Origin of the sequence: Bacillus sp. FSL H7-0578 (assembly GCF_038630855.1) — a bacterium.
In the GTDB taxonomy this organism is placed as follows: domain Bacteria; phylum Bacillota; class Bacilli; order Bacillales; family Bacillaceae; genus Bacillus; species Bacillus safensis.
This window is the reverse complement of record NZ_CP152045.1, coordinates 2,158,338-2,177,796: the sequence shown is the minus strand read 5'-3', so window position 1 is coordinate 2,177,796 and position 19,459 is coordinate 2,158,338. Positions and strand designations below refer to the sequence as shown.

The 19,459-nt window shown below is 42.4% G+C and carries 17 protein-coding genes; 16 read left to right on the top strand and 1 reads right to left on the bottom strand.

Annotated features, from left to right (window positions below; all coding sequences use genetic code 11):
* Positions 1-24 precede the first annotated feature (24 nt).
* From dxs to MHB41_RS11055, 9 genes are all read left to right on the top strand, one after another.
* Positions 25-1,926, top strand: coding sequence for a 1-deoxy-D-xylulose-5-phosphate synthase (gene dxs, locus MHB41_RS11095; RefSeq protein WP_098677434.1), 1,902 nt, complete (start codon positions 25-27; stop codon positions 1,924-1,926).
* Positions 1,923-2,777, top strand: a complete 855-nt coding sequence (locus MHB41_RS11090) for a TlyA family RNA methyltransferase (RefSeq protein ID WP_034280266.1) — start codon at positions 1,923-1,925, stop codon at positions 2,775-2,777. Before dxs ends, MHB41_RS11090 begins: the two co-directional genes overlap by 4 nt.
* A 163-nt stretch (positions 2,778-2,940) precedes the next feature.
* A complete protein-coding gene (gene argR, locus MHB41_RS11085; protein ID WP_024422938.1) occupies positions 2,941-3,390 on the top strand; it encodes a transcriptional regulator ArgR in 450 nt (149 codons plus the stop codon).
* 33 nt (positions 3,391-3,423) lie between these two features.
* Complete coding sequence (recN, locus tag MHB41_RS11080; protein ID WP_340900163.1) at positions 3,424-5,157, top strand: DNA repair protein RecN; 1,734 nt, start codon at positions 3,424-3,426, stop codon at positions 5,155-5,157.
* Positions 5,158-5,357: 200 nt separating this feature from the next.
* On the top strand, positions 5,358-6,635 hold the full coding sequence (spoIVB, locus tag MHB41_RS11075) for a SpoIVB peptidase (protein WP_120208199.1): 1,278 nt from the start codon (positions 5,358-5,360) through the stop codon (positions 6,633-6,635).
* Positions 6,636-6,920: 285 nt separating this feature from the next.
* Positions 6,921-7,724: a sporulation transcription factor Spo0A gene (gene spo0A / locus MHB41_RS11070; protein WP_024422935.1), complete on the top strand. Its 804-nt coding sequence runs from the start codon at positions 6,921-6,923 to the stop codon at positions 7,722-7,724.
* Positions 7,725-7,995: 271 nt separating this feature from the next.
* The gene (locus MHB41_RS11065) at positions 7,996-8,193 is read left to right on the top strand and encodes a hypothetical protein (RefSeq protein WP_024422934.1); all 198 of its coding nucleotides are present in this window, start codon (positions 7,996-7,998) and stop codon (positions 8,191-8,193) included.
* Positions 8,181-9,281 (top strand): Rap family tetratricopeptide repeat protein, encoded by a 1,101-nt coding sequence (locus MHB41_RS11060; protein WP_024422933.1) that lies wholly within the window; start codon positions 8,181-8,183, stop codon positions 9,279-9,281. Before MHB41_RS11065 ends, MHB41_RS11060 begins: the two co-directional genes overlap by 13 nt.
* A 227-nt stretch (positions 9,282-9,508) precedes the next feature.
* Entirely contained in the window at positions 9,509-10,246 is a 738-nt protein-coding gene (locus tag MHB41_RS11055; protein WP_024422932.1) for a glycerophosphodiester phosphodiesterase, read from the top strand.
* Positions 10,247-10,282: 36 nt separating this feature from the next.
* Here the strand turns inward: MHB41_RS11055 and MHB41_RS11050 are convergent, their stop codons facing one another.
* A complete protein-coding gene (locus tag MHB41_RS11050; protein ID WP_024422931.1) occupies positions 10,283-10,519 on the bottom strand; it encodes a DUF2627 domain-containing protein in 237 nt (78 codons plus the stop codon).
* 149 nt (positions 10,520-10,668) lie between these two features.
* Here MHB41_RS11050 and MHB41_RS11045 point away from each other — a divergent pair, with 149 nt between their 5' ends.
* From MHB41_RS11045 to MHB41_RS11015, 7 genes are all read left to right on the top strand, one after another.
* Positions 10,669-12,741 (top strand): sigma-54-dependent Fis family transcriptional regulator, encoded by a 2,073-nt coding sequence (locus tag MHB41_RS11045; RefSeq protein ID WP_024428014.1) that lies wholly within the window; start codon positions 10,669-10,671, stop codon positions 12,739-12,741.
* Positions 12,742-12,865: 124 nt separating this feature from the next.
* A complete protein-coding gene (gene yqiS, locus MHB41_RS11040) occupies positions 12,866-13,759 on the top strand; it encodes a phosphate butyryltransferase (RefSeq protein ID WP_024422929.1) in 894 nt (297 codons plus the stop codon).
* A gap of 26 nt (positions 13,760-13,785) precedes the next feature.
* The gene (bcd, locus tag MHB41_RS11035; RefSeq protein ID WP_003215658.1) at positions 13,786-14,880 is read left to right on the top strand and encodes a branched-chain amino acid dehydrogenase; all 1,095 of its coding nucleotides are present in this window, start codon (positions 13,786-13,788) and stop codon (positions 14,878-14,880) included.
* 27 nt (positions 14,881-14,907) lie between these two features.
* Complete coding sequence (buk, locus tag MHB41_RS11030) at positions 14,908-16,035, top strand: butyrate kinase (RefSeq protein ID WP_029708028.1); 1,128 nt, start codon at positions 14,908-14,910, stop codon at positions 16,033-16,035.
* Entirely contained in the window at positions 16,025-17,449 is a 1,425-nt protein-coding gene (gene lpdA / locus MHB41_RS11025) for a dihydrolipoyl dehydrogenase (RefSeq protein ID WP_098677436.1), read from the top strand. Before buk ends, lpdA begins: the two co-directional genes overlap by 11 nt.
* 17 nt (positions 17,450-17,466) lie before the next feature.
* The gene (locus MHB41_RS11020; RefSeq protein ID WP_024422926.1) at positions 17,467-18,459 is read left to right on the top strand and encodes a thiamine pyrophosphate-dependent dehydrogenase E1 component subunit alpha; all 993 of its coding nucleotides are present in this window, start codon (positions 17,467-17,469) and stop codon (positions 18,457-18,459) included.
* Positions 18,460-18,471: 12 nt separating this feature from the next.
* Complete coding sequence (locus tag MHB41_RS11015) at positions 18,472-19,455, top strand: alpha-ketoacid dehydrogenase subunit beta (RefSeq protein ID WP_024422925.1); 984 nt, start codon at positions 18,472-18,474, stop codon at positions 19,453-19,455.
* The last annotated feature ends 4 nt before the right edge of the window (positions 19,456-19,459 follow it).

Below are 19,459 nucleotides of genomic sequence, written 5' to 3'. Positions count from 1 at the left end.
TTGTTGAAAGCGAGTTGATCCTGATTGGATCTTTTATCAATAAAAAATCCAACGTTTCTAAAAGGAATGTCAAATGCAGAATTAGAGGAGCTTAGTGCTGACATTCGCATGTTTTTAATTGAGTCCTTGGCTAACTCTGGCGGGCATATCGGTCCGAACCTGGGTGTCGTTGAACTCACGGTTGCCCTTCATAAAGTATTTGACAGCCCGAAAGACAAATTACTTTGGGATGTTGGACATCAGTCTTATGTTCACAAGCTGTTAACTGGAAGAGGGGCGGAGTTTGATACACTTCGTCAATATAAAGGACTTTGCGGTTTTCCTAAACGAAATGAAAGTGAGCATGATGTTTGGGAAACAGGCCACAGCTCAACCTCATTATCTGGCGCGATGGGAATGGCGGCCGCGCGGGATATTAAAGGGACAGATGAATATATCCTGCCGATTATCGGAGACGGTGCATTAACCGGAGGTATGGCGCTTGAAGCTCTGAATCATATCGGTGATGAAAAGAAAGATATGATCGTCATCTTAAACGATAATGAAATGAGTATTGCACCAAACGTCGGTGCAATTCACACCATGCTTGGCAGACTGCGCACAGCAGGCAAGTACCAATGGGTAAAGGACGAGCTCGAATATTTATTCAAGCGGATACCAGCTGTAGGCGGAAAGCTTGCTGCCACAGCAGAGCGTATTAAAGACAGCCTCAAGTATTTACTAGTGTCTGGCATGTTTTTTGAGGAAATGGGATTCACATACTTAGGTCCTGTTGATGGACATTCTTATGAAGATCTTTTTGAAAACCTTGAATATGCAAAGAAAACAAAAGGTCCTGTTCTGCTGCATGTCATCACGAAAAAAGGAAAAGGCTATCAGCCGGCAGAATCCGATAAAATTGGGACATGGCACGGCACAGGTCCATACAAAATTGATACAGGTGATTTTGTAAAACCAGCAGCTGCTGCACCGTCATGGAGTGGTCTTGTCAGTGAAACAGTCAGAAAGCTGGCGCGGAAAGATGAGCGTATTGTTGCCATCACGCCTGCGATGCCTGTTGGCTCAAAACTTGAAGGCTTTGCAAAGGAATTTCCTGAGCGAATGTTTGATGTAGGGATCGCTGAGCAGCATGCAGCCACAATGGCAGCTGGGCTTGCGACGCAGGATATGAAGCCATTTTTAGCGATTTATTCAACGTTCCTGCAAAGAGCTTATGATCAAGTGCTGCATGATATTTGCCGCCAAAACCTCAATGTTTTTATCGGAATTGACCGTGCGGGTCTTGTCGGTGCTGATGGAGAAACGCATCAAGGTGTGTTTGATATTGCCTTCATGCGTCATATGCCGAATATGGTGCTCATGATGCCGAAGGATGAAAATGAAGGCCAGCACATGGTCAATACAGCCATTCAGTATGATGACGGTCCTATTGCCATGCGTTTCCCGCGCGGAAATGGGCTTGGTGTGAAAATGGATGAACAGCTCAAAACCATTCCGATTGGATCTTGGGAGGTTCTTCGCTCAGGGAAGGATGCCGTCATCTTAACATTCGGTACGACTATTAAAATGGCGCTGCAAGCAGCTGAGGAACTTCAAAAAGAAGGGAAATCAATTCGTGTCGTCAACGCTCGGTTTATTAAGCCGCTTGATGAAGCGATGCTAAACGACATTCTATCTGAAGGGATTCCGATTTTAACGATTGAAGAAGCTGTGCTCCAAGGCGGGTTTGGCAGCAGCGTATTAGAATATCTACACGACAAGAAAGCATCACATATCAAAGTAGAACGAATGGGTATCCCAGATCAATTTATTGAGCATGGAAGTGTTGATGCCCTGCTTGAAGAAATTGGACTGACGAAAGCACATGTTGCTGAGACTTTACGTGACCTGCTTCCAGCAGCACCAAGAAAAGGAATTGGATCATGACATCAAAGAAAGAACGACTTGACGTTTTATTAGTCGAACAAGGACTAATGGAAACAAGAGAGAAAGCAAAGCGTGCCATCATGGCAGGGATCGTTTACTCAAATGAAAACCGTTTGGATAAACCAGGAGAGAAAATTGCTCGTGATACGCCGCTTACAGTGAAGGGGAACCCTCTCAAATACGTAAGCCGCGGCGGGTTAAAACTTGAAAAAGCGCTAAAAGAATTTGATCTGACAGTTGAAGGGAAATTGCTGATTGATATTGGCTCATCAACAGGCGGATTTACAGATTGTGCTCTTCAAAATGGAGCAGTCAAATCATATGCTGTAGACGTTGGCTACAATCAGCTTGCGTGGAAATTAAGGCAGGATGACAGGGTCATTGTCATGGAGCGTACCAATTTCCGCCATTCCGTCCCAGCTGATTTTACTGAAGGGTTGCCAGAAGTGGCATCGATTGATGTATCTTTTATCTCACTCAAACTCATTCTGCCGGCTTTAAAGCATATTCTTGTGCCGGGTGGTGACTGTATTGCGCTCGTCAAGCCTCAATTTGAAGCAGGCAGAGAGCTTGTTGGGAAAAAAGGCATCGTGCGTGAGCCCTCTGTCCACCTTGGTGTACTAGAAGAGATGAATCAATTTGCTGCAAAAGAAGGTTATGATGTAAAGGATGTATCATTTTCGCCTATCACTGGTGGAGATGGAAATATTGAATTTCTGCTTCATTTAGTGCTTCATCCTGATCAAGAAGAAAATGCGGCACTTCCTGCTTCACAACTTGAGAAGGTCGTGAAGGAAGCCCATTCTGTATTGAAAGAAAAGAAAAACAGCCCTGAGCCGGCTGACACATGAAATCATTGAAACAAAAGGAATAATAGCTCGCTATTATTCCTTTTTACATGGTCAAAAGACAAGAATTGGCCGTATCTCACGTAATGCTTGTTTTTTGAACTGTGCATCATATAACATAGAACGTAAAGACAAACTGAGAATGAAACGCCTAGGGGGGTCAAATATGAATAAAGGTCAAAGGCATATTAAAATTAGAGAAATCATTGCGAGCCAAGAAATCGAAACACAAGATGAATTGGTCGATATTTTGAAAGCCGATGGATATAACATCACACAAGCGACCGTTTCTAGAGATATTAAAGAATTACATTTAGTGAAAGTTCCGACGAACAATGGAACATATAAATACAGTCTTCCTGCGGATCAGCGGTTTAATCCGCTGTCAAAGCTGAAGCGGTCCCTAATGGATGCATTTATTAAAATGGATGCTGCCAGTCATTTAATTGTTCTGAAAACAATGCCGGGTAATGCTCAGGCGATTGGTGCTTTAATGGATAATTTAGATTGGGAAGAAATTATGGGAACGATTTGCGGGGATGATACGATTTTAATCATTTGCCGCACCCCAGATGATACAGAGACAGTTTCGAGCAAAATTTTAGAGCTTCTATAAAGAATCAGGTTTACTAAAAGAGGTGTCAAATGAGTGTTAGCAGAACTAACCATTAAAAACTTTGCAATCATTGAAGAGTTAACGGTTTCATTTGAAAAAGGACTCACGGTTCTAACGGGGGAAACAGGTGCCGGAAAATCCATCATGATTGACGCTGTCTCACTTCTCGTGGGAGGAAGAGGTTCCTCTGAATTTGTCCGCTACGGTGAAAAAAAGGCAGAGCTGGAAGGGCTTTTTCTTGTACCAGCCGATCATCCTGTATTTGCTCTATGCGAAGAGCAGGGAATTGACGCATCAGATGAAATGATGATTCTCCGCCGTGATATTAACAACAGCGGGAAAAGCATTTGCCGGATTAATGGAAAGCTTGTCACCATCTCACTTTTACGGGAAGTAGGACGGCTTTTGCTTGATATACATGGACAGCACGATAACCAGCTGCTCATGGAAGATGAAAATCATCTGCATTTGCTCGATCAATTTGGAGCAGAAGACATTGCACCGGCTCTCTTGCAGTATCAAGAAGCATATGATCAATATATGAAGACGGCTCAAAAGCTCAGGCAGCTGTCTGAGAATGAGCAGGAAATGGTGCACCGCTTAGATTTACTGCAATTTCAGCTAGAGGAGATTGAGGCGGCACAATTAGAGCCGGGGGAAGATGAGAGGCTTCAGGAAGAGCGACATCAAATCAGCAACTACGAAAAAATCTATTCCTCACTCCAAAACGCGTACAACGCTTTGCGTAATGAGCAAGGAGGACTAGATTGGGTTGGTATGTCCTCAAGCGAGCTTGAGCAAGTGTCTGAAATCAACGATGATTTGAAAAAGTTATCTGAACAAGTGTCGAACTCCTACTACTTATTAGAGGATTCAACTTTCCAAATGCGAAGCATGCTGGACCAATTAGAATTTGATCCGGCTCGTCTTGATTTTATTGAGTCCAGGCTGAATGAAATGAAGCAGTTAAAACGAAAATACGGCACAACCGTTGAGGAAATTTTGGAGTATGCGGCGAAGATTGAAGAAGAAATAGATCAAATCCAAAATCGAGACAGCCATCTGCAGACGCTCAAAAATAAATTAGATGCGATGAGCCGTGATGCTCTGCTGGAAGCACTTAACGTTTCGGAGCTGCGTAAAAAATGGGCCAAAAAGCTAGCAAAGCAAATTCAAACAGAGCTCAAGGATTTGTATATGGAGAAGTCATCATTTGACACAGCTTTTTCTGTTCGATATGCGCCATTTGGCAGCACTGATTGTCCGCTATTAGACGGAAAACCTGTCCAGCTCGGGAAAAATGGAATCGACCAAGCACAATTTGTCATTTCTACAAATACAGGCGAACCGATGAAATCTTTATCGAAAGTAGCCTCAGGTGGAGAAATTTCACGTGTCATGCTCGCTGTGAAGAGTATTTTCTCAGCTAAACAAGACGTCACATCCATTATTTTCGATGAAGTTGATACAGGTGTCAGCGGCAGAGTGGCACAAGCCATTGCTGAGAAAATTTACAAAGTTGCGTCTGGATCACAAGTGCTCTGTATTACACACCTGCCTCAAGTAGCCGCAATGGCTGACACGCATCTCTTCATTTCTAAACGCTCGAAAGCGGGCAGAACACTGACGAGTGTTAAACCATTAAGTCATGAAGAAAAAGTGAGTGAAATTGGCCGGATGATTGCCGGTGTGGAAGTGACTGAGCTGACAAAACAGCACGCAAAAGAACTATTGCACCAAGCAAATGATGTCAAAACAACAGGGTAGCTGAATCATCAGCTGCCTTTTTTTTATGTTGTGTAAAAGCCGGCGTATATACCCATAAAATCGTCTTTTTCTTTTATCAATTTATCCAATCATTTTCTAAAGCTGCCGGTTATAAATCCTCTCGAAGAAGGCAAAAGTAAAGATGTAGCCAAAACATGAGTGTTCTGGTGTGGGTAAGGAGCGAGGAGAGTGAAAAATGAATGCCCGAAAAGATGAGAAAAGCCATTGGTGTGATTCTCCTTGTTTCTTTAATAAGTACAGGGTTTATGAGCATAGTGAAGGAGTACATCAGCATTCCAACAAATGTTGCTGTATTTGAAAAACAAAAGCACTCAATTGACACATCGATTGAAGCGTCAGCCAATGCTTCTTCACCAGCCTTTAGCCTTTCAGAGAAAAAGAATCAGCTGGATATTACAGGACAAAAGGCGGGAAAAGCCGAAATTGTTTATGATTTTAAAGGATTTCCTATTAAGAAAACAAAAGTTGACGTTCTCCCTGAATTAAAAGTCATTCCTGGAGGACAATCCATTGGCGTCAAGCTCCACTCTGTAGGAGTTCTCGTTGTAGGTTTTCATCAAATCACAACAGCAGACGGCAAAAAATCACCAGGTGAAGCCGCAGGCATTCAATCAGGGGATATGATCATTGAAATCAATGGTCAAAAAATGGAGAAAATGAATGACCTCACCCCATTTATTCAGAAAGCAGGGAAAACGGGTGAAACGCTTCGTTTGCTCATAAAGAGAGATCATAAAACCTTTCAAACAACATTAACACCCGCAAAAGATGCAAGTGAAGGCATCTATCGAATTGGTCTTTACATTCGTGATTCTGCAGCAGGAATCGGCACGATGACCTTTTTTGAACCTTTATCTAAAAAATATGGTGCCCTTGGGCATGTGATTTCTGACATGGATACAAAAAAACCAATTGTTGTCGACAATGGTGAAATTGTTAGATCAACCGTGACATCGATTGAAAAAGGCACAGGAGGCAATCCTGGAGAAAAATTGGCGAGATTCTCTTCCGAAAGAAAAACAATAGGAGATATCTCCCGCAACAGCCCTTTTGGTATCTTTGGTACGTTAACCGAAAAGCTTAAAAATCATGTAGCAGATAAACCACTTCCAGTCGCTTTATCTAATGAAGTAAAAGAAGGCCCAGCAGAAATTTTAACCGTTGTGGATCATGATAAAGTGGAGAAGTTTAATATTAAAATTGTCAGCACAACACCGCAGAAATTCCCAGCAACTAAAGGAATGGTATTAAAGGTAACAGATGAGCGGCTCTTAAGCAAAACGGGCGGAATCGTCCAAGGAATGAGCGGAAGCCCCATCATGCAAAATGGCAAAGTCATTGGAGCTGTCACACACGTATTCGTCAATGATCCGACTAGCGGGTACGGCGTACACATTGAATGGATGCTGTCAGAAGCAGGAATCGACCTTTATCAAAAAAACAAAAAAGCAAGCTGATCATCAAACTGCCGCGAATTTTCCGGCAGTTTTTTTCTACCCTTTCTTTCTCTTCCATCATGTTATAAAATAAGGAAAAAGAGATTTTTCGACAAAATGGAAAAAAGCTTGTTGTCAAATTGCAATAATCGTCGATTCGTTAAGAAAAACGTAGAAAAAGCTAGATAATGCTCTATTATTCGGAAAATTAAAGTTTTTTAAAGGGGATAGCATGGTTTTGTCGAATTGAACACTCAGAAGAGAAATGCAAAAGACTAAAGGAATCGACATTGGGGAGGAAAGAACGTGGAGAAAATTAAAGTGTGTGTAGCTGATGACAATCGAGAGCTTGTTGGCCTTTTGACAGAGTACATTGAGGGACAGGAAGATATGGAAGTACTTGGCGTGGCGTATAATGGTCAGGAATGCCTGACATTATTTAAAGATAAAGAGCCCGACGTTCTCCTCTTAGACATTATTATGCCTCATTTAGACGGTCTTGCTGTACTAGAACGCCTCCGTGAAAACAATGAAATGACAAAACAGCCAAGTGTGATTATGCTAACGGCATTTGGACAAGAAGATGTCACGAAAAAAGCAGTTGATTTGGGCGCATCCTATTTCATTTTAAAGCCATTTGATATGGAAAACCTAGTAGGTCATATTCGTCAAGTCAGTGGAAACGGCACACAAGTTACCCATCGCTCTTCATCAATCCAAAACAGTGTTCTTCGTAACAAACCTGAACCGAAACGTAAAAACTTAGATGCGAGCATTACGACCATTATTCATGAGATTGGCGTGCCCGCTCATATTAAAGGCTATTTATACTTAAGAGAAGCGATTTCTATGGTGTACAATGACATTGAGCTTCTCGGAAGCATTACTAAAGTGTTGTACCCAGACATTGCAAAGAAATTTAACACGACTGCCAGCAGGGTAGAACGAGCGATTCGTCATGCCATTGAAGTCGCTTGGAGCAGAGGAAACATTGATTCCATTTCCTCACTCTTTGGTTATACTGTCAGCATGTCAAAAGCGAAACCAACCAATTCAGAATTTATTGCCATGGTAGCTGATCGTTTGCGATTAGAGCATAGAGCAAGCTAGTATCTTTTTCATGAAAAAACGTTTCTTCATTGAGACGTTTTTTTATTTTGAAAGATGTTGTCAAAAATTGGTTAGGTTGATAAAATCATCTTAATGTTTAAATTGGACAAACGGGCTGCTTTATTTTCAGAATAAAATGAAAAATAAAGCATGAAAAAAATAAAAAAGACATAAAGTAGTGGTAATCAGCTGCGCCAATTGATCATGAAGTCTTCAAAATAGAAGAAGAAAACGCTCATTCGTAAGAAAAAGGATGAGAGGAAAAGGTCTCATGGATTTGGTAATTAAAGCAAACGAGATCGAAAGTTCTATTTCTATTGACCTGATTGGTTGGCGTTTTAAAGTCACTGGCTTCTTAGAGATTGTGCCATTTGAACTGAATATTCCCATTGTCGAATTTAATAATTTTCACATTCTTTTACTATGCTATAATAATGAAAAGAAGAGGGTGAGGTTATGGGAAAGCTGAAAATCCACTCTGCTGAGGTAGCGAACGAAATTAGCAAGTGGACGAGGGTCATTTCTCAGAATGACTTAGAAAAATCTGCTGTCTATAAAGAGAAAATTCAGAATTTGCTAAAAAATACAGATGAAGACCGTGAAGTTCTCCTTTATTATCAGCTTGTTGACGGCAGACATGAAATGTTACTTGGAAATATTGAAAAAGCCAATCAAATTATGAAAAGTGTCGGAACGCTCGATGAGAAGGCAGATGACATTATTAATTTTTATTTTTACTTTTACAAAGGCCAATATGCTGCATATGTGAAAAAGTATGATGAAGCCATTAGCTTTTACAAAATTGCAGAACAGCGGCTAAAACGTGTGAATGAAGACCTGGAAGTAGGAACTTTTCACCATAAGGTTGCTTCGATCTATTACGAACTGAAACAAAATTTCATATCCATTAATCATATTAAAAAAGCCATCGATACGTTCAAAGCGCATGAAGAGTACACAGCGCAGGCGATTGACAGCTTAATTTTACATGCAAGTAATTGTATTGATTTGTTCCAATTCGATGAAGCAGAGAAAAAGTATAAAGAAGCACTTGAGAAAAGTAAGCGCATTAACAATGAAGTGCTCATTGGGAAATGCTATCACAATTTAGCGGTTCTTTATTATGCAAAGCATGATTATGAAAAAAGCGCACATTATGCCAAAAAAGGGATGGGCATTCAAATTCACCGTGACAATAGCCATTATTACATCCAATCTTTATATGTTCTGGCGAATGCCTTGGTTCATTTAGGAGATCAAGAGGCGAGGGAATATATTAAAGAGGGTATTTTGTATAGTTGTGATATCCAAAATAATGAATATATAGTAAAATTTGAAATTTTGGATTTGATGTGCGAGAATAGTGGGGCAGCAGACGTATTCTCAGAAAAATTAGACTACATAGAAAAAAATAGATTATATGTGGAGCTTGAGGATTTGTCTGAACAAATATCGAAATACTTCAAGGAACGAAATGATTATCAAAATGCCATTCGTTTTCTTGAAAAGAAATTCGATGCACAAATACTTCAAAAGAAAGTGGAGGTTATCTTATGAAAAAGTTGTTGTTAGGTGTAACCGTTGTTACAGCAGTCGCAGTTGTTTCTTCCCTTTTTGCTCTTGACGCAGAGACGACAGAGCAAGCCATCAGAGCGATTACGTGATCGAATTTATCTGTCAACCTCTTCGTATGAATCAGAAGAGGTTTTTTTATGCGCTCAAAACTGGAAAAACGAAAAAAGACACGTCATAATGTAAGGAAGCATCATATTTAGAGGTGACCTATGACGAAAATTTTTGCACACAGAGGCTTTAAAGGCATTTATCCTGAAAACACCATGATAGCCTTCGAGCATGCACTCCATTCGGGAGCTGACGGAATTGAGCTGGATGTTCAGCTGACGAAAGACGGCAGACTTGCTGTCATTCACGATGAGAAACTGAACAGAACAACGAACATGAAAGGTTTAGTGAAAGACCATACATATGAAGAATTAAAAGCGGGAGATGCGAGTCATTCTTTCTACGAAGAAACCGGTGCTGTATCCATTCCTCTTTTGGAGGAAGTATTAGAGCTAGTGACGCAGCAATCATCATTGATCATCAATATTGAACTAAAAAACTCCATTTATCGATATCCGGGTATCGAAGAGAAAGTAAAAAAACAAATCGAGCATTTTCAAATAGAAGATCGTGTACTTGTTTCATCGTTTCATCACGGCAGTTTAGCTCTTTTTCACAAACTGATGCCACATGTTGAACTTGCGGTTCTCACAATGGATGTGATTCATCAGCCGGAGATGTATATAAAAACAGTACCAGCAAGGGGCTACCATCCAAATATCAAGGGTGCCGGCGTGACCAAAGAGGTTGTGGCAGCTCTCCATGCATCTCAGCAAGTGATCAGGCCGTTTACAGTAAATAGTGAAAAGCAAATGAAAAACATGTTTTCCTTAGGTGTCGATGGCATTTTTACTGATTTTCCTGACCGAGCCGTGAAAATAAGAGAAGAAATGAAATAAAGACCTGCTCTAAATCAGCGGGTCTTTTTTCACGTTTTATCTCTGCTTAAAGCGAGCAGTCACTTTATTTCGTTTACGGTCTCTATATAAAATAAAGCCAGCCACTACATAAAGACCTCCCCCTAAAAATAACAACCCTGCAATTCCTTGCAGCCATAAATATGGAAATGGTGCAATGATGATGCCGAAAACAGTGTCACGCAGCAGCTTAATCCCAAGTGCTGCAAGCGCGCCAGGTATTAAAATAATCACTAGTGCAAGTATTCTCCCCATCAAATGTCCCCTTAAACGTCATTTACTTCCATTGTCTAATTCAAAAAATATTTTGTCAAGAAAGGAAAACGTGGTAATATAAGAGTTGTGCAATTTTTTGCAACGGAAAAATATGGTGTGCAAATTTTTTCATATAAAGGGGTAACGGGATGCAGAGAGTCTTGATTGTCGGTGCAGGACAGGGTGGATCAGCATTGCTTGAAACATTGCTGAAAACAAATATGATTCAAATCATTGCGATCGCCGACCTTGATCTTGAGGCACCGGGGATGGTAGAAGCGAAAAAGAATGGAATTGATACGACAACGGATTGGAAAGAATACATAAAAGATGACATTGATATCATCATTGAAACAACAGGCAGTTCAGCAGTGCTGAAAGAACTAATTGAAAAAAAGCCAGAGCACGCAGTCATTGTTCCAAGTTCAATGGCTTACGTGATATCAGAATTAATGTCAGAAAAACAGCAGCTGATCCAAATATTAAAGGAACAAACCTATAAGCATGACCGCATTTTTAATGCAACGAACGACGGGATGATTTTTATAAACATGAATGAAGAAGTCGTCCTGTTTAATCGATCAGCGGCCAAAATGGTTGGATGTTCGCAAAAAGATGCGATTGGCCGTCATATACGAGAAGTGATCCCAAATACAAAGCTTCCCGACATTTTAAGATCGAGAGAGCCAGAATTTAATCAAAAACAATTTCTGAATCAGCAGATACAAATTGTGACAACGCGTTTGCCAATTATTGATGACGCGGGGAGAATGCTAGGTGCTTTATCCATCTTTAAAGATATTACAGATGCCGTTGAGCTTGCGGAGGAAGTAACCAATCTTAAAGAAGTGCGAACGATGCTGGAGGCGATCATTCAATCGTCGGATGAAGCCATATCAGTTGTTGATGAGCAGGGAAAAGGCATCTTAATCAACCGGGCTTATACGAAAATGACTGGATTAACAGATAAAGAAGTTGTGGGGAAACCAGCAGGTGCAGATATTTCTGAAGGAGAAAGCATGCATTTGAAGGTACTTGAAACAAGAAGACCCGTTCGAGGCGTCAGAATGAAAGTCGGACCGAATAAAAAAGATGTGATTGTCAACGTAGCGCCAGTCATTGTTGATGGTATTTTAAAAGGCAGTGTCGGGGTCATTCATGACGTATCAGAAATTCAATCACTCACAAATGAATTAAATAAAGCAAGGCAGCTCATCCGTACACTTGAAGCAAAGTACACATTTGAAGACATCATTGGAGAGAGTGAGCAAATGCTTGTGGCGCTTGAGCAGGCGAAGCTAGGCGCGAAAACGCCAGCCACGATTTTACTCCGGGGAGAATCAGGTACTGGAAAAGAGCTGTTTGCGCACGCCATTCATAATGAAAGTGACCGAAAATATAATCGCTTTGTACGGGTCAACTGTGCAGCCTTATCTGAGACCCTTTTAGAGTCAGAGCTTTTTGGCTATGAAGAAGGAGCATTTTCTGGTGCAAGGCGAGGCGGGAAAAAAGGGCTGTTTGAAGAGGCGAATCAAGGCAGCATTTTTTTAGATGAAATTGGCGAAATGACGCCAAGTACACAGGCGAAGCTGCTTCGTGTGATGCAGGAGAAAGAAATAGTAAGGGTAGGCGGAACAAAGGCTATACCGGTCGATGTTCGTGTGATCACGGCGACAAATGTCAATATTGAAAAAGCGATGGCGGAAGGAAAGTTCAGAGAAGATTTATATTATCGAATGAACAGATACCCGATCTCCATCCCGCCGCTAAGGCAGCGCCTTGAGGATATTGACTCGTTAAGCAAACGTCTCATCCAAAAGATCAATTTAGACTATGGACGGAACGTGAGCGGGTTAACGGAACAGGCACTTAATAGACTGCGATCATATAAGTGGCCAGGAAACGTAAGAGAGCTTGAAAATGTACTTGGACGAGCCATGATCTTTTTGAACCCGCAAGAAGAATGGATTGATGAAGGGCATATTTCTTTCATGGAGTCAGAAGATCAGGAAGAAAAAGAGCAGCAGGAACTGACTGTCAGTCAATTTGAGGGAGAGACGCTTTCGGATGCTGTTGAGGCATTTGAAGCGCAGCTGATTAAACAAACCCTTGAAAAGCATCAATTCAATCGCACGAAAACAGCGAAAACGTTAGGGATCAGCATTCGGAACCTTTACTATAAAATGGACAAATATCAACTTGCAAAAGATAGCATGCAATAAAATGCATGTAACCTGCAAAAGATTGCACGAATGTCATGCGAATTGCCTCATATTCACTGCATTTCAAACTGGCACGGAACTTGCATATAAAACATGAACCGAGCACAAGGAAAGGTGGGCATATATGAAGCTTGACGATCTGATTATGAAAGCCGCCCAGCTGCAGAACAAAACGGCGGCTGTGGCTCATGCAGAAGACGAAGAAGTGCTTCATGCCATCAAGATGGCAATTAAGCGAAAGGTCGCTCGCTTTCTCCTGGTTGGGAACAAACGCAACCTGAAGGAGCTAGTGAAGCAGCATGAAATCAATGAGGACTGGATAGATATTATTCATTCAGATTCTCCCGAAGAATCTGCCAAGATTGCCGTTCAGGCAGTGAGCGAGAAGCATGCAGATATTTTGATGAAGGGGCATGTCCCGACAGCCGTTCTTTTAAAAGCGGTATTGAATAAAGAATATGGGCTCAGGACGACCAGTGTCCTATCACATGTTGCGGCATTTGAAGTACCGGGCTTTGACCGCTTTATTTATGTCACGGATTCTGCGATGAACATCGCGCCCGATTTAAATATGCTGAAAGAGATTACGATCAACTCTGTTCAAGTAGCGCAAGCTGTCGGAAACGACATGCCGAAGGTTGCAGTGCTCTCTGCGGTGGAGGTCGTGAATCCGGCAATGGATTCAACTTTGACTGCTGCAAGTCTTGCGCAAATGAATCGGCGCGGGCAAATTTCTGGCTGCCTGATTGATGGGCCACTTGCTTTAGATAATGCCATTTCTCAAACGGCAGCTTCTCATAAAAATATTACAAGTGATGTAGCCGGCCATGCAGATATTTTGCTTGTGCCAACAATTGAGGCAGGAAACATTCTTTATAAATCTCTCATCTACTTTGCACATGCGAAGGTGGGAGCTGTGGTGGCAGGAGCGAAGGCGCCGATTGCTTTAACAAGCCGGTCTGATTCAGCCGAAAGTAAGCTTTATTCAATTGCGCTTGCCATCTGTACATCAAATTAAGCGGAAGTAATAGGAGGAATAACACGATGGAACTTTTTAAATATATGGAACGATACGATTATGAACAGCTTGTATTTTGTCAGGATGAGCAGTCTGGCTTAAAAGCGATTATTGCGATTCATGATACAACACTTGGGCCGGCACTAGGCGGAACGAGAATGTGGACGTATGAAAACGAAGAAGCAGCCATTGAGGATGCACTGCGTCTAGCGAGAGGAATGACTTATAAAAACGCGGCAGCAGGACTTAATCTTGGCGGCGGAAAAACGGTCATCATCGGTGATCCGAGAAAAGACAAAAATGAAGAAATGTTCCGTGCATTTGGACGTTATATTCAAGGGCTGAATGGCCGCTATATTACAGCAGAAGATGTCGGTACAACGGTAGAAGACATGGATCTCATTCATGAAGAAACCGATTTTGTCACAGGGATCTCTCCTGCATTTGGTTCTTCTGGAAATCCGTCTCCCGTCACAGCTTACGGTGTATACAAAGGAATGAAAGCCGCTGCCAAAGCTGCATTTGGGACCGATTCATTAGAAGGAAAAACAATTGCCGTTCAAGGCGTAGGAAATGTCGCTTACAACTTGTGTAAACATCTGCATGAAGAAGGCGCGCAGCTCATTGTCACAGATATCAACAAAGACTCTGTCAAACGTGCTGTTGAAGACTTTGGCGCAAAAGCAGTCGACCCTGACGATATTTACGATCAAGCATGTGATATTTATGCACCGTGCGCACTTGGTGCAACCATTAACGATGTGACCATTCCTAAGTTAAAAGCAAAGGTGATTGCAGGTGCTGCAAATAACCAGCTAAGAGAAACGCATCACGGAGACCTTATCCATGAGATGGGAATTGTATATGCTCCTGACTATGTGATCAATGCAGGCGGGGTGATTAACGTGGCTGATGAGCTTTATGGCTATAATGCAGATCGTGCGATGAAAAAAGTCGAAGGCATTTATCAAAATATTGAACGTGTAATTGAAATTTCAAACCGTGATGCCATTCCAACTTATAAAGCGGCAGACCGATTGGCTGAAGAGCGAATTGAAAGAATGCGCAAATCAAGAAGTCAATTCTTGCAAAATGGTCAACATATTTTAAGCCGTCGCTAATTTGAAGAATGAGTTGAAACGGAGGTTTTGTTTTTGCTGACAAAAGAATGGCGTATTCTCACGATTAATCCTGGCTCTACTTCAACAAAAATCGGTGTGTTTCATAATGAACGGTCTATTTTTGAAACGACACTTAGACATACAGATGAGGAATTAAAGCAGTTTCCTCATATTATTGATCAATTCTCATTCCGTAAAGAAACCATTTTGAAAACACTGCATGAACAGGGGATGAATATCTCAAAGTTTGATGCAGTTTGTGCGCGCGGCGGTCTCCTTCGTCCGATTGAAGGAGGCACATATGAAGTCAATGAGCAAATGGTGGAAGACCTAAAAGAAGGATATGCCGGCCAGCACGCATCCAATCTCGGTGGAATCATCGCGAGAGAAATTGCACTTGGCCTGAATATCCCGGCTTTTATTGTCGATCCAGTTGTAGTGGATGAACTAAAACCAATTGCTCGTATTTCAGGGCTGCCAACGATCGAAAGAAAAAGCATTTTTCATGCATTAAATCAAAAAGCAGTCGCAAGAAAAACAGCGGCTTCTTTTGGAAAAAGTTACGAAGATTTGAACATGATTATTACTCATATGGGCGGCGGTATCACCATTGGTGTTCATGAAAAAGGAAAAGTCATCGATGTCAATAACGGTCTGCATGGCGAAGGTCCTTTCAGCCCAGAGCGTGCGGGAACCTTGCCGACAGGTGATCTTGTGAATCTTTGTTTTTCGGGGGAGTATACCCAAGAAGAAATGCTCAAACGCATTATTGGTGAAGGCGGGCTTGCGGGCTATCTTGGCACGACAGACGCTGTGAAAGTGGAACGCATGATTGAAGCGGGTGATGAGCGGGCGGCGCTCATTTATGAAGCAATGTGCTATCAGATTGCCAAGGAAATTGGTGCGGCTAGCGCTGTCTTAAAAGGAGCAGTTGACGTCATTGTATTAACAGGCGGACTTGCATACAGCAAACAAATTACGTCAAGTATTCGCGGCTATATTGACTGGATTTCAGATGTTGTCGTGTTTCCAGGTGAAAATGAGCTGCAATCGTTAGCAGAAGGTGCGCTTCGCATTTTAAAAGAAGAAGAATCACCGAAAGAATACCCAAATGATCAACAGGAAAAGAAAGGAGTGACAAGTCATGGCAACTGAATATGACCTCGTCATTCTTGGTGGAGGCACAGGCGGCTATGTAGCGGCCATCCGTGCCTCACAGCTTGGATTGAAAACAGCAGTTGTAGAAAAAGAAAAGCTCGGCGGAACATGTCTTCATAAAGGCTGCATCCCGTCTAAAGCGCTGCTCAGAAGTGCAGAAGTTTATCAAACCGTCAAACGCGCAGCTGATTTTGGTGTTGAGGCAGGAGGCGTTGCCTTGCAATTTGCCAATGTGCAGAAAAGAAAAACAGAGATCGTCGAAAAACTAGCAGGCGGCGTCAAACATTTAATGAAACAAGGAAAAATTGATGTATATGAAGGAATCGGCCGTATTCTTGGCCCATCTATCTTTTCGCCAATGCCAGGAACGGTCTCCGTAGAAATGGCAAATGGAGAGGAAAATGAAATGCTCATTCCAAAGCAGGTCATCATCGCGACAGGATCAAGACCGCGTGTGCTGCCAGGGCTTGAAGCAGATGGAACACACATCCTCACTTCAGATGATGCACTTGAACTGCCAGAGCTTCCGCAGTCAATGCTAATTGTGGGGGGCGGAGTGATCGGAATCGAGTGGGCTTCCATGCTCAATGATTTTGGTGTGAACGTCACTGTGCTTGAGTTTGCAGACCGCATTTTGCCAACAGAGGATCATGACATTTCTAAAGAAATGGAAAAGCTATTATCTAAAAAAGGCATCACTTTTGTGACTAATGCGAAGGTACTGCCAGATAGCGTAGAAAAGCAGGAAAATCTCGTGACAATTCAAGCGGAAAAGGATGGAGACATTCAGACGTTTGAAGCGGAAAAACTCCTTCTTTCAGTTGGCAGAGTACCTAATATCGAAGGCATAGGTCTTGAAAACACGGACATCCAAACCGAAAAACAAGGCATTGTCGTGAATGAACATTATCAAACGAAAGAATCGCATATTTACGCAATAGGAGATGTCATTGGCGGGCTTCAGCTGGCACATGTCGCTTCACACGAAGGGATGATTGCTGTAGAACATATGGCTGGAAAAGATCCGAAGCCGCTCGATGAAACGCTCGTATCTAAATGTGTTTACTCTCACCCAGAAACTGCTAGTGTGGGACTCACTGAACAGACGGCAAAAGAGCAGGGCTTTGAAGTCAAAATAGGGAAATTTCCATTTATGGCGATTGGAAAAGCACTTGTGTACGGGGAGTCTGATGGATTCGTCAAAATCATTGCCGATCAAAAGACAGATGATATTTTAGGAATTCATATGATTGGTCCTCATGTAACAGATATGATATCTGAAGCTGGATTAGCCAAAGTACTTGATGCAACCCCGTGGGAAGTGGGGCAGACGATACACCCGCATCCGACCTTATCAGAGGCGATTGGCGAGGCAGCCCTTGCTGTTGACGGGAAGGCGATCCATTTTTAATCAAGGAGGGAAACATGATGAGTAACATGCGTCATCAGGAATTAGGATTATCAGATGAACAAGCAATTGATATATACAGAACAATGCTTCTAGCAAGAAAAATCGATGAACGGATGTGGCTTTTAAACCGTTCCGGGAAAATTCCATTCGTTATTTCTTGTCAAGGGCAGGAAGCGCAGCAAGTCGGCGCTGCATTTGCTCTTAATAGAGAAGAAGATTACGTCTTACCTTACTATCGTGATATGGGGGTTGTCCTTGCTTTTGGGATGACAGCAAAAGATTTAATGATGTCTGGTTTCGCAAAACAAGACGATCCAAACTCAGGCGGAAGACAAATGCCGGGGCATTTTGGGCAAAGAGCCAATCGAATTGTGACTGGGTCGTCACCTGTAACAACGCAGGTTCCTCACGCGGTGGGAATTGCCCTTGCTGGACGATTAGAGCAGAAAAACTTTGTCAGCTTTGTCACGTTCGGTGAAGGCTCATCAAACCAAGGTGATTTCCACGAAGGCGCAAACTTTGCTGCTGTTCATAAACTGCCTGTTATTTTCATGTGTGAAAACAATAAGTATGCGATTTCCGTGCCATATGACAAACAAGTAGCCTGTGAACGCATTTCAGATCGTGCGGTTGGATATGGGATGCCTGGTGTCACTGTAGATGGAAATGATCCGCTTGAAGTATATGCCGCTGTCAAAGAAGCAAGAGACCGTGCGGCTAGAGGCGAAGGCCCGACATTGATTGAAACAATCTCTTACCGTTTAACTGCGCATTCAAGTGATGACGATGATTCAAGCTATCGAGAAAAAGAAGAAGTGCTCGAAGCAAGAAAGAAAGATCCGCTCATCCAATATGAAACGTATTTAATCGAAGGAAACGTCATGACTTCTGAAATGAAAGAAGAGATGACAAAAGAAATCATGCAAATCGTAAACGAAGCTACTGATGAAGCGGAAAACGCAGCTTATGCTGATGCAGAAAGCGCACTTCGTTACGTGTATGCGGAGTAAGGGGGAAGAAAAATGCCTGTTATGTCATATATAGACGCTATTACACTGGCGATGAAAGAAGAAATGGAGCGAGATCCGAAAGTGTTTGTGCTCGGAGAGGATGTCGGGAAAAAAGGCGGCGTATTTAAAGCGACAGCGGGTCTTTACGAGCAATTTGGAGAAGCGCGCGTCATGGATACACCTCTTGCAGAATCAGCCATTGCGGGTGTAGGTATTGGGGCAGCGATGTATGGAATGCGCCCAATTGCAGAAATGCAATTTGCGGATTTCATTATGCCTGCAATCAACCAAATCATTTCAGAGGCTGCAAAAATTAGATACCGTTCAAATAATGATTGGAGCTGTCCAATGGTCATCCGCGCACCTTACGGGGGTGGAGTACACGGGGCACTTTATCATTCACAATCGGTCGAAGCTATTTTTGCTAACCAGCCTGGTTTGAAGATTGTGATGCCTTCTACACCTTATGATGTCAAAGGTCTTTTAAAGGCTGCAGTGCGTGATCCAGATCCTGTATTGTTCTTTGAACATAAACGTGCATACCGCCTGATTAAAGGAGAAGTGCCTGAAGAGGATTACACTCTTCCGATTGGAAAAGCAGATGTGAAGCGTGAAGGCGATGATATCACGGTCATTACATATGGCCTTTGTGTCCATTTTGCGCTGCAAGCAGCAGACCGCCTTGCAAAAGACGGCATTTCCGCTCATATTCTCGATTTGAGAACAGTGTACCCGCTTGATCAGGAAGCGATTATAGAAGCGGCTTCTAAAACAGGGAAAGTGCTTCTGTTAACGGAAGATACAAAAGAAGGCAGCATCATGAGTGAGGTTGCGGCAATCATTTCGGAGCATTGCTTATTTGATTTAGACGCACCAATCAAACGCCTGGCAGGACCAGATATTCCGGCAATGCCTTATGCGCCGACAATGGAGAAATTCTTCATGGTCAACCCGGATAAGGTAGAAGCTGAAATGAGAGAGCTGGCGGCGTTTTAAGAAA

What these genes read in the sequence shown, in the direction of transcription:
- MHB41_RS11090 (WP_034280266.1), top strand. Translation starts at nt 1,923, where the DNA reads ATGACATCAAAGAAAGAACGACTTGACGTTTTATTAGTCGAACAAGGA.
- argR (WP_024422938.1), top strand. Translation starts at nt 2,941, where the DNA reads ATGAATAAAGGTCAAAGGCATATTAAAATTAGAGAAATCATTGCGAGC.
- spoIVB (WP_120208199.1), top strand. Translation starts at nt 5,358, where the DNA reads ATGCCCGAAAAGATGAGAAAAGCCATTGGTGTGATTCTCCTTGTTTCT.
- MHB41_RS11065 (WP_024422934.1), top strand. Translation starts at nt 7,996, where the DNA reads ATGGATTTGGTAATTAAAGCAAACGAGATCGAAAGTTCTATTTCTATT.
- MHB41_RS11060 (WP_024422933.1), top strand. Translation starts at nt 8,181, where the DNA reads ATGGGAAAGCTGAAAATCCACTCTGCTGAGGTAGCGAACGAAATTAGC.
- MHB41_RS11055 (WP_024422932.1), top strand. Translation starts at nt 9,509, where the DNA reads ATGACGAAAATTTTTGCACACAGAGGCTTTAAAGGCATTTATCCTGAA.
- MHB41_RS11050 (WP_024422931.1), bottom strand. Translation starts at nt 10,519, where the DNA reads ATGGGGAGAATACTTGCACTAGTGATTATTTTAATACCTGGCGCGCTT.
- MHB41_RS11045 (WP_024428014.1), top strand. Translation starts at nt 10,669, where the DNA reads ATGCAGAGAGTCTTGATTGTCGGTGCAGGACAGGGTGGATCAGCATTG.
- yqiS (WP_024422929.1), top strand. Translation starts at nt 12,866, where the DNA reads ATGAAGCTTGACGATCTGATTATGAAAGCCGCCCAGCTGCAGAACAAA.
- bcd (WP_003215658.1), top strand. Translation starts at nt 13,786, where the DNA reads ATGGAACTTTTTAAATATATGGAACGATACGATTATGAACAGCTTGTA.
- lpdA (WP_098677436.1), top strand. Translation starts at nt 16,025, where the DNA reads ATGGCAACTGAATATGACCTCGTCATTCTTGGTGGAGGCACAGGCGGC.
- MHB41_RS11020 (WP_024422926.1), top strand. Translation starts at nt 17,467, where the DNA reads ATGAGTAACATGCGTCATCAGGAATTAGGATTATCAGATGAACAAGCA.
- MHB41_RS11015 (WP_024422925.1), top strand. Translation starts at nt 18,472, where the DNA reads ATGCCTGTTATGTCATATATAGACGCTATTACACTGGCGATGAAAGAA.